Annotated in this window: 9 protein-coding genes; 1 reads left to right on the plus strand and 8 read right to left on the minus strand. The window is 42.2% G+C overall.

Annotated features, from left to right (window positions below):
* Positions 1-29 precede the first annotated feature (29 nt).
* Positions 30-2,276, minus strand: a complete 2,247-nt coding sequence (locus NO992_RS05325) for a DNA internalization-related competence protein ComEC/Rec2 (protein ID WP_371374985.1) — start codon at positions 2,274-2,276, stop codon at positions 30-32.
* Here NO992_RS05325 and NO992_RS05330 point away from each other — a divergent pair.
* The gene (locus tag NO992_RS05330) at positions 2,256-2,765 is read left to right on the plus strand and encodes a DUF2062 domain-containing protein (RefSeq protein WP_010371507.1); all 510 of its coding nucleotides are present in this window, start codon (positions 2,256-2,258) and stop codon (positions 2,763-2,765) included. The two genes, NO992_RS05325 and NO992_RS05330, sit on opposite strands and share 21 nt — an antisense overlap.
* A 116-nt stretch (positions 2,766-2,881) precedes the next feature.
* Here NO992_RS05330 and NO992_RS05335 read toward each other — a convergent pair whose 3' ends face one another.
* The 7 genes from NO992_RS05335 to pyrD all read right to left on the minus strand — a co-directional run bounded on the left by NO992_RS05335 (position 2,882) and on the right by pyrD (position 11,094).
* Positions 2,882-4,606: a DUF3466 family protein gene (locus NO992_RS05335; protein WP_371374988.1), complete on the minus strand. Its 1,725-nt coding sequence runs from the start codon at positions 4,604-4,606 to the stop codon at positions 2,882-2,884.
* Positions 4,607-4,614: 8 nt separating this feature from the next.
* Positions 4,615-6,531 (minus strand): ABC transporter ATP-binding protein, encoded by a 1,917-nt coding sequence (locus tag NO992_RS05340; protein ID WP_045962525.1) that lies wholly within the window; start codon positions 6,529-6,531, stop codon positions 4,615-4,617.
* Between the two features lies 1 nt (position 6,532).
* The gene (locus NO992_RS05345) at positions 6,533-6,763 is read right to left on the minus strand and encodes a glutaredoxin family protein (protein WP_010371514.1); all 231 of its coding nucleotides are present in this window, start codon (positions 6,761-6,763) and stop codon (positions 6,533-6,535) included.
* Positions 6,756-8,867, minus strand: a complete 2,112-nt coding sequence (rlmKL, locus tag NO992_RS05350; protein WP_371374992.1) for a bifunctional 23S rRNA (guanine(2069)-N(7))-methyltransferase RlmK/23S rRNA (guanine(2445)-N(2))-methyltransferase RlmL — start codon at positions 8,865-8,867, stop codon at positions 6,756-6,758. The genes NO992_RS05345 and rlmKL overlap by 8 nt, the downstream gene beginning before the upstream one ends.
* Positions 8,868-8,954: 87 nt before the next feature.
* Positions 8,955-9,344 (minus strand): zf-TFIIB domain-containing protein, encoded by a 390-nt coding sequence (locus NO992_RS05355; protein ID WP_371374995.1) that lies wholly within the window; start codon positions 9,342-9,344, stop codon positions 8,955-8,957.
* A 90-nt stretch (positions 9,345-9,434) separates the two neighbouring features.
* Positions 9,435-9,962 (minus strand): cell division protein ZapC domain-containing protein, encoded by a 528-nt coding sequence (locus NO992_RS05360; RefSeq protein WP_083838456.1) that lies wholly within the window; start codon positions 9,960-9,962, stop codon positions 9,435-9,437.
* A gap of 121 nt (positions 9,963-10,083) precedes the next feature.
* Complete coding sequence (gene pyrD, locus NO992_RS05365; protein WP_371374999.1) at positions 10,084-11,094, minus strand: quinone-dependent dihydroorotate dehydrogenase; 1,011 nt, start codon at positions 11,092-11,094, stop codon at positions 10,084-10,086.
* Positions 11,095-11,120: the final 26 nt, after the last annotated feature.

Consider the following 11,120-nt stretch of genomic DNA (forward strand, 5'->3'; position numbering starts at 1 on the left):
TAACTTTCAAATCGTTAAAACTGAATGGATTATCTGAGAAACCAGTAATTTTCCACTTCCCGAGCTCGTTCAACTGTAATTTCTTGAGCAAAAATTGAGATCTTTATATGGCCATCTAAGGCGGTATCCAATAGTGTGCTCCCTACTCTTTGGTATCTTTCAATCACTTTTTCATTGGGAATTTTCCAAGGCGAATAAAAGGCACGAGAAAATATCGCAATATCTGGGTCAACCGCTTGAATAAACAGCTCGCTCGAAGAGCTGCCACTGCCATGATGCGGAACCAATAATATATCGGCCTTAAGTGCTTCTTTTTCTAGATTAAGCAGCTTAGTTTCCGTGGCCTTTTCAATATCTCCTGGTAATAAAAGCGTAAAACGCCCATCTGAGATACGAACCACACAAGAATTATTATTGTCATTGTTCGACATTTCTTGAGGCCAGATCACAGATACATCTAGTCCTTGAAATTGATGTATTCCGAGCTCACAGCTATCAGCAGCACTGGCTGGGTGAAAGCGCTGCAAGGATTTCCCCCCGTCATAGGTAATAAGGTCGTCAACACCACCATTATGGTCACCATCGTTATGGCTAATGATGGTATCTTGTAGCGTAATTCGATTATTCAAAAGATAGGGTTTTATCACAAACTCAAACATCGAAAAATAGCCAAAATACTTGGCCCCCACATCATAGAGCAGCCCTTTGTTATTACGAGAAACTAACACTGCCGTTCCGTGACCGACATCAAAGACATCGATTTGCCATAGCGGAGAAACCCGAAACTGATATTGAACAAAGAAAAACAATATGGGTAATAAACCAAAATAATTTCTGAACAAAAGCAGCAGCAAAACACTTAAGTAGCTGGTTATGAGAAACAAGGACGAAACGCTGGGTATATCTACCCAACTTACTGGAGAGTTTTGCAACAGCTCAAATAGAACCAGTAGTCCATTATCAACTAAATGAAGTGGAAATTGCCAACCAATAGCGTGCAGCGCAGTAACATGAAGCAGGAGTAGCGGAAATACCACAACAGAAATCAACGGGATCACCATGATGTTCGCAACCAATGAAATGATACTCGCACCGGAAAAGAAATACAGATTAAGCGGTAATAAGCAGATAAATAACGCAAACTGCAACTTGATTAAAGCAAGCAGCTTTGCACCTAAACCTCGGCCGACTTTTGTCACTAACGTTACGATAATCGCAACCGCAAAAAAGGAATAATATAAACCAGGGTTGAGTAGTGAAAATGGATCTACCATCAAGACGATTGTCAACGCAACCGTTAGCACCTGAAGCGCTTTAAGTCGCACAGCAAAGAGGTAACAAGCAACCCACACCATTGCCATGATCAAAGCTCGAGTCGCCGATACGCTATAGCCACAAAGAACGACATAACCAAAACACAACAGTAACGCAAAAACTAAACACCACTGATGCAAGTTGGCTGCCTGGGAGATTATTACCGGGATACAATGCAGCACGACTTTTATTAGCAAAAATGCGATGGCAAATACCATCCCGATATGAAGCCCTGAAATCGCTAACAGATGGCTCAAGCCAAGACTTCTAAATTGTGTTTTGTTTTCGAAATCGACTTTGCTTGTATCGCCGGTTAACAAAATATAATACAGCCAAGCATATCTGAGCCCATTGAGCTTTTTATCTATGAATAAGCGGTAATTATCTCGCCACGTAGTGTCCTTCACTACCGAATTGATTGTTTTGATACTGCCCTTGAAATACATATGCTTTCTAAACGCGTGCAATTCAGCGTTAAAAAGTCCGATATTAACTCGGCTACGATAACGCTTAAGTTTTACCGTAAATTCAATGTGGTCACCGACACGCAACATAGGCGTTGATGAATCACGATAAAGCTTTGCATTTACAGTACGCCAACGCGCAAACTGATAGCCATCAACTTGCTCTAGCTGTACCGTTAACGCTTCACCAATCACAGAATTATCAACCTCAATAACTTTACCCGAAGCAGTAACAAGTTGCGATTGCCACATATCTGGTATTTTTAGTTGATAAAAAACAAAGTAATGACTTAGAACAATAGAAATCCCTAAAATAAATCCTGCCAATATAGGACAAAAAAGCTTAGAATAGCGGCCCATGAAGTAGAGGAATATGCTTATTGCGGCTAATCGCCAATTGTCGAGAAGAAATACCGCACTGAAGCAACCCAGAATTATTCCAAAACATATCAGAATCCAAGTAGATGGCAGCTGCAAATGGCGAAAAAAACGATTCAACGCTTTTTACCTGATCATAATAAAATCAAACAACAGAAATCATTAAAAATCTTTGGTAAGTTACTGCATGATGCCAACCTTTGGCATTTAAACCGGCGCTCAGCTCGTGGCGCATTCTCGGTGGGGTTATTTTTCGCATTCATCCCTGTTCCTTTTCAGATGGTACTGGCAGCAGCACTTGCGATTCCATTTCGCGTCAATTTGCCTTTGTCTATTGCACTCGTGTGGATCACCAATCCACTGACGATGCCGCCGATATTTTATTGCTCATACTTAGTTGGTGTATTTGCGCTTGGTCAAGAACAACAACCATTCCATTTTGAGGCGAGTTGGGAATGGCTTGCACAAAGCCTAACAACGATTGGGCCTGCATTTATCGTCGGCTCTTTGATCTGCGCAACACTTGCCGCCATTATCGGCTTTTTCGGTATCGACTACCTATGGCGACGTTCAGTGAATAAAGCGTGGCAAAGCCGCGGCCAAGGCTAATACCAGTATAGTTAAGATTTGTACCGGTTGAGTTAAATATCGAATTGAATTTGCGAATATTTCTTTTCAAACACAAAAAAAGCCCTTCAGGGCTTTTTTATCGTCTAAATTGTACTTTAGGCTTTACGACGTCTTCTCAGCGCCACTAGTGGTAACGCGAGTAAACTAAGCCAAGACCAGCTTGCAGATTGACGCTCATATGTTTCTGCTTCAGGTGGTGTACAGTTTTCTGGTTCACCAGAAATTGGCGTAAGTAGAACAGGTAAGCTTACCGACTCATACTCAGTCTCGCCCTTACTGTCCTTCTCAATTTCACCTAACGTATTGCGTCTTTCAACCGTTTTGGTCGCAATCGCATAGATCTTGTTGTCATCAGTGATCTTCACAGCTTCTGCAATGGTGTAAGGGAAAGAATCGTTCTTACAAGGAAGAAGTGAGTTTATATTCACTAGTTTTTCTGCACCAATTTCGTACAGAAACGCTTCGCGACGACGGTTAGAACCACTCTTTTCTGTAACACCTTGGCCTACAACAAAGCCGTTATTGTTGATATCTGTGATTGCTGTCGCCGACCCTTCGAAGTATGCAGGCATTTCTTTGAACTCTGAGGTTTTCGTGTCAAAGTAAAAGCCAGTTGAGTCATATTCTCTAGAGCCATTCGATGACCGACCGAACATACCAACTATAATCCCATTATCATTTACATCAACCGCTTGGCTGTATTCGATATAACTCTCAACTTCTTTGATGCGCTTGATTTCACCATCTTTATAATAAACAGCTTGCCCATATGGCAATAAATCATCATTACTTTGACGACGCACTCGGGACTCACCAACAGTTAACCCGTCCACATTAGTTGCCAAAGCCAAGCTTGAATAGGCTCGATCATCATCTTCATCTGGTGTAAAACCAAGTCCTAGATCGGTTGCACTAACTAAGTTAAAATCATTATCAAATGTCCACTTGTAGGCTCTAGTATGATATGGCGAGGTCAACCTTTGAATACACACATCGACTGGCTCATCTACACCATCACAACTGTCTTCTATATTTTCTGTGGCTCTTTGCGATAACGAAGTCGAACTTTGTCCCACAACAATATAGCCGCCATCAGCAGTTTGTTTGATATCAGTGGCAAGAGAAAGACCGCCGTATTCTGTAAAGGCAGGCTCTAACCTAATTTTCTCTCCAGCTGGTGTAACTAAAATACCTTTATTTCGCCAATCACGTACAAAATAAGTTTCTTCTTCTGTTTCACCCTCGGGAGTAAAAGTTATCTTTTTAAAAGGTGCAGAACCCCAGCCCACTATTGTACCGTCTTCTGCGATGCTTGTAAGATAGTTAGTGACCGAGCGAGTGAGTCCTTCGTAATCAGGAGATTGCTCGTCAAATACCACAAACTCTTCTGCGGTATTGTTGTTATATGTCAAAGAAATTGCTCTTTCAATTCTTTGATACTCTTGGCTAACTACTCTACTTGAATTCATAACATAAGACAGCATAAAAGCGTGAGCTTGAGCATTGGTGTTAGCTGCATCATTATTTTGAATATCTTCAAGTGTGAAAGTGATTTCTTCCTCGATCAGCTCGTACTGCTTTTTAGTACTGTCATAATAATTTTTGAGTGCTGAATCATCGAAGTCGATATACGATACATCAATCTTGACACCAAATAAGTTGGAAGCGTGACCAATCACATCCCCAGCTTCATTAGCATCCGACACATAGCTATATTTACTATTATCATGTCTTGGTAATTCAGTTAACTGATAGGTGGCAGCGGCCGCCTGTTGTGAAAGGGCTACGGCGACACTCGCGGCTAAAAGTTTAAATTTCATTTTAATCCTTACTGCTGATTCTGTAATGCTTCTAGTTCTTCCCAGCGTTCAAACGCGGCTTCCAGCTTCGACTCTAGCTCAGTCAAATGGTTCAATGCCTTGTGGGTCGTTTCTTGATCTTGTTTAAAGAAGTCTGGATCGCTGACCAGTGCTTGTTGTTTGTTCACTGCCTCTTCAAGTTCCTCTACTTTACTGGGCAACGACTCTAATTCAAGTTTTAATTTGTAACTCAGCTTATTTGAACGAGCAGGCGCAGCTGTCTTTTTAGTCTCGGCTTGTTGCTGCTTTTCTTGGTGAACCTTTTGTGCTTCTTTCTTTTGCTGCTCTCGTCTTTGCTGATACAGCTCAAAGTCACTATAGCCGCCAACAATTTCTGTCACCAGACCTTCGCCCTCAAACGCCCAAACACTACCACAGGTATTATCGATAAACTCTCGGTCGTGGCTGACGACCAGCACGGTGCCTTGGTATTGGTTTAAGATTTCTTCAAGTAACTCAAGCGTCTCAATATCCAAGTCATTGGTCGGCTCGTCCAGCACAATAATATTTGAAGGCTTAAGGAAGAGCTTTGCTAGCAATAAGCGGTTTTTTTCACCGCCTGATAATGCCTTTACAGGGGTTCGAGCTCTTGCAGGCGGAAATAAAAAGTCTTGCAGATAGCCAAGCACATGACGCGAGCGACCGCCCATCATCACTTCTTGCTTACCTTCTGCGACATTATCCTGCACGGTTGCTTCTTCATCCAATTTTTCACGGTATTGGTCGAAGTACGCAACTTCCAGATTCACGCCTTGTTTTACACTGCCTGCGTCAGGTTTAATATCACCAAAAAGCATTTTTAACAGCGTAGTTTTACCCGCGCCATTAGGACCGACCAAGCCAATACGGTCGCCACGCATCACCAGCGTTGAAAAGTCCTTCACAATACATTTTTCTTGGAATGCTTTGTCTAAATGTTTCGCTTCAAAGACCAGCTTACCGGAACGATCCGCCGTCTCGATGTTGAAGTCTGTCTTACCTTGTTGCTCGATGCGTTGCTTGCGCTCAACACGAAGCGCTTTTAGTGCTCGCACACGACCTTCGTTACGGGTTCTACGGGCCTTGATCCCCTGCCTTATCCAAGTTTCTTCTTCGGCAAGCTTTTTATCAAACAAGGCATTCTGTTGCTCTTCCACTTTTAAATCATGGGCTTTTTGTTCTAGATATTGCGCATAATCTCCAGGGTATGAAACCAACTTGCCACGGTCTAAATCTAAAATTCGAGTCGCCATTGCGCGTATAAAGGCACGGTCGTGAGAGATAAACACGATCCCCCCTTTAAACTCTTTTAGGAATTGCTCAAGCCAGATAACACTTTGCATATCAAGGTGGTTAGTCGGCTCGTCGAGTAACAGTAAGTCTGGGTCGCTCACCAACGCTTTGGCCAGCGCGACTTTGCGTAGCCAGCCACCGGAAAGCTCTTCTAGGCGCATATTCGCATCTAATTGCAACTGGCTTAGCACTTGCTTGATCCTTGACTCAAAGCGCCACGCATCTTCGCTTTCCAATCGCTGAGTCAGGCGCTCAAGCGAGGTCATTAGCTTATCTGACTGGCTGGTTTGTAGTTTTTCACTGACTTCATGAAATTCAATGAGCAGCTCAGCGACATCAGGCAAACCGTTCGCAACATAATCAAAGACCGAGCCATTTGCGCCCTTTGGTGGGTCTTGTTCTAGCCTTGAAACTTTTAATCCACCAACACGGTTGATTTCACCATCATCAAGTTGAACTTGATCATCAAGCACTTTCAGTAACGTTGATTTACCGGCACCGTTTCGGCCCACAATACAAACGCGCTCGCCTGATTCAATAACGGCATCAGCTTGGTCAAGTATAGGGTGTGAACCAAAAGCCAGTTGGGCTTTAGCAATTCGAATGAGATCCATATTATTCTATAAATTCTTGTAGTTGTTGTTGAGTAAAAGGCCAGCCAAGTTCCTGACCTGTCTCGCCTTTTTTAATCACTGGAATTCTATATTGATATTCCGTCATCGTCTCTTCACTATCGACGATATCAACGAGTTCAATTTCGGCTTCAGGCAAAAATTGAATTAACATCGCCAATGCTTCTTCACAAAGATGACAACCATCGGTGTGGAATAAGGTACATTTAATCATGACGGATCAACCAGCTATTGTGAATTTGCTTGTTACGTTTAAAGTCCAAAGACAAGGTTTGCGATGAGTATTCTTCAGCAGTTAGGCCAAGTGCCGCAAGTCCCATTTCATCGATTTTAAAACCGCGTTTGTTGTTAGAAAACAGCAGTACACCATTCGGTGCTAATATTTTCTTTACCCAACCAAATAGTTTTAAATGATCTCTTTGCACGTCAAATGCGTCAGACATACGTTTAGAGTTAGAGAATGTTGGTGGGTCTAAGAAAATGAGATCATATTGACCAACGGCTCTTTCAAGCCATTTTAAGCAATCCGCTTGCTCAAATCTGAAACGTGGATTCTTCAAACCATTTAGCTCAAAGTTTTCTTCAGCCCATTTTAGATAGGTCTTTGACATATCTACTGTGGTAACAGACTTAGCACCGCCAACTGCGGCGTGCACCGAAGCACTACCTGTGTATGCAAATAGATTTAACACGCGTTTATCTTTCGAATGTTGCTGAATAAACTTGCGGGCTAAACGGTGGTCAAGGAATAAACCAGTATCTAGATAATCAAATAGGTTAACCTTAAACTTAGCACCGTACTCTTCTACTACCTCAGTGCGGTTTTGCTTGTCTAGAGCCTTATATTGCTCTTGGCCTTTTTGGCGTTTTCTTACTTTTACCGCGATGTTTAGCGGGTCGATATTCAGCTGCTCGGCGGTAAGTGTGATCACATCTTGCAAACGTTTTTGCGCAACGCTATCGTCAATTTCTTTTGGCGCTTTGTATTCAAAGATGACTGCATTGTCGTTATATACATCAACCGCAACATTGTACTCAGGAATATCCGCGTCATAAACACGATACGCGTTAATGTCTTCTTTTTTCAGCCAAGATTTTAAGCCTTGCAGGTTTTTCTTCAAACGGTTGCCAAACGCAGTCGAGCTTTCAAAATTAAGACCGCTGCTCTGTTTATTTTGCTGTACCTGCATTTCATTCATTTCATACAAGTTAAGCAGCACGTCGAGCGGGCCATTTTTGAATTTATAAGACTTTTTACGCGCTAGTTTTAGCACTTTTAACAGGCTTTCTTCACTTGCAAGTAACGCCAAATTCCAGTCTTTATAGTGCTTCTTAAAGGCGATCCCCATATTGCGATAGAGCGTAATAATTTCGGCCATACCACCTAGACGTTCACCATAAGGCAAGTTACTCAGCACAGTGCCGGGACGTTTAGCAGCAAGGCTAAGCTGATTGGCGTCTTCAAACTTAAACTTAATATGTGACTCAACGCCTGCGCGCTTAGCATTACGCTCAGCGATTGACAACACACGTTCATCGATATCACTACCGATCAGCCATAAGCTCTTTTGCTCTGGTTGTACATTTAATTGTGCTTTAAGCTCGGTGAACTTACTTTCACGAAAACTCGGCAGGCGCTTAAAGGCAAAATCTTTATTAAGATTAGTAGGTAAACCAAGCGCCATAGAAGCCGCTTCAATCAATAACGTGCCAGAACCACAGCAGGGGTCAAAAAGCGGCTTATTAGTATCTTCAAGCCAGCCGCTACGTTTAACCAGCGCTGCCGCTAAATGTTCACGAATTGGTGCTTTACCTTGTTTGTCACGATAGCCTCTATCAGATAAGCGAGGTCCCGAGAAATCGATATATAGCGCACAGCCTTGCTTAGATAATTTCGCTATGATGCGAATATCCGGTGTCTGTTTGTCAACATCTGGACGTTGCTCAAACAAGTCGTTGAAGTAGTCAACGATCCCATCCTTAACAACCAGACCAGAGAATTGCGTATTTTTAAGCGCATTATTCGTACCATTAAACTCTACTGCAAAGGTCTGCTTTGGGCTAAACCAATCTTGCCATGCCTGAAAACGAACAAACTTGTAGAGAGAATCTTTGTCATTCACTTCTGGTTTGTCATCGATAAGCAACATCACGCGCGTTGCAAATCGTGTCATCATACAGAACTTTTGTACGTCTAGATTAGTACCTGTGAACTTAACTGAACCAACGGTTTGCTTGTTTATTTCAAAACCAAACTCGGTTAATTCTTCAACCAGTAACTGCTCTACACCAATAGATGTCAATGCGATAAATTGCAATTTGAATACCCTTAAATTTCAACTGGGCGCAGTATAACACACAAGTTATCGTTAGTTATTAGTTGAGCTTGGTTGTATGAGGATAAATTACGATAAAAAATCAAGAAAGTTTAGAAAATCTAATCTATCTAGCGTGCTCATCTCCGAACTCATTCGTTGGTAATTTTGTAGTAAGTTATGGAGCTCTCCTTTTTCAAACCACACGCCACCACAGCCAGCGCACTCACTAAAATTAGCCTCAAAGAGCGTATAGTCTTTAAGTGTATGACCATCATCAGGACATAATTGCGAAACTTCACGCTCAACTCGTGTCCGGTTTGCAATAAAGTCGGTATAACTAAAGTGATAAGTATGTTTAATAGACTGGACAAATTTGCGCGGCAGCCAAATCGCACCACATGACTGACATTGATAACCACAATGTCCTTCAGCGTCAGCATAAATTAGTTTTAACGTTTTATCGCAAAGGCAGTGCATTTCGTTCCCTTAAACTGCAAACAACATAAATTAGGTACAGGTTAATACAGGAAATAATTGCTGGTCAATAAAACGATGGGATGAACTTGGCTATGCGCTTTGATGAACTCGGTGTGTTAACACAAGAGGCGCTAACCGATCGTTCAGTACTTTTATCGCTTGAAATTGTTCAAGCTCTATTCCCTCATCAAGAATAAATTGCTCGTTCAGGCTTAAACAAAGACTTGATTGACCATCATGCTCGATAATTAGAAACTCGCCGCTGCTTAACTTGGAATTTAAACACACAACCGCCTCACTCACAGGTTCACCACCAAAATATGGCTTAAAAAACCAGCTTTTTGCTTGCATCGGTTGTAAGTGAAATTTTGCTGCAGTTGCATTTAAAGCGATTTGGCAGCATCTGGGCTCGTTCCAAACACCAAAACCGCATAGATAGGAAAATACACTCTGATAAAATTCAGCTTCGCTGAGACTAAAGTTGGGATTAACGGTTGAGTCTTCAGTAAGGTGGCGCAAACGAAAAGGCGTGCAAAGCTGAAGCTCATCACCCAAATCAATCAACAACCTGTTCCTTTCTGTGCAGCGGATCCATTGCCACTCTTTTGAAGCTTGCAAAACTTCTCTCCCACCAACCAATTAGCTCAACTAGTAAGTGGGAGTATAACGCGAAAAACGCAATGATGAAATTTTTTATAATAACGTTTTGTTTTGGATCATTTGGTTATATGACCGATCCTTATAAGGACGAAACGATCTTTTTAACAAGCGCTGGCCCTTCATAAATAAAGCCTGTATACACTTGTATTAAATCAGCACCAACTGAAAATTTCTCTTTTGCCGATTCCGCACTGTCAATACCACCTACACCGATGATTGGTAACTTACCGTCGGTAATACGCTTCAATTCGCTGACAACATGCGTCGATTTTTCACGAACAGGTCTACCAGATAAACCGCCCGCTTCATTACCGTGCGTTAGGTTTTCTACTGCATCACGGGCTAATGTTGTATTAGTTGCAATAACACCATCGATACGATTATTAACTAACGATTCTGCGATCTGGGTTAACTGAACGCCATCAACATCTGGAGCGATCTTTACCAACATAGGTACCGACTTGTTATGCTTAGCGATCAGATCCATCTGTTCATTTTTTAGGCTTTGCAATAGATCATCTAGCGCTTCGCCATATTGTAGATCTCTCAGACCCGGTGTATTTGGTGAAGAAATATTCACGGTGATATATGAGGCATGCTCAAAAACTTTTCTCATACAGTGAATGTAGTCATCTTTGCCTTGCTCATTCGGTGTATCTTTATTTTTACCAATGTTGATCCCAAGGATCCCATCGTATTTTGCTGCTTTTACATTGTTGACTAGGTAGTCAACGCCCTTGTTATTGAACCCCATGCGATTAATAATCGCATTTGCTTCAGGTAGACGAAAGATCCGAGGCTTGTCGTTGCCCGCTTGTGGTCTCGGCGTGACAGTTCCCACCTCAATGAAACCAAAACCCATTTGCGCAAATGCTTCGATACACTCAGCATTTTTATCAAGACCGGCGGCCAGTCCTACTGGATTTTTAAACTCTAACCCTAGAAAATTAACAGGTTTGTCTTGAACTGATTGAGACCATGCAAGGCTCATTGGCGTATTCGCAAAGCGGCGCAGGTTGCTTAGGGCAAAATCGTGTGCCCACTCCGCATCTTTATTAAACATAAAACGACGCGCAAGATCGTAAAACATGGTAGCTCCTCAGTATTGGTAACGTA

Source organism: Pseudoalteromonas sp. DY56-GL79 (assembly GCF_041414765.1).
GTDB lineage: Bacteria > Pseudomonadota > Gammaproteobacteria > Enterobacterales > Alteromonadaceae > Pseudoalteromonas > Pseudoalteromonas piscicida.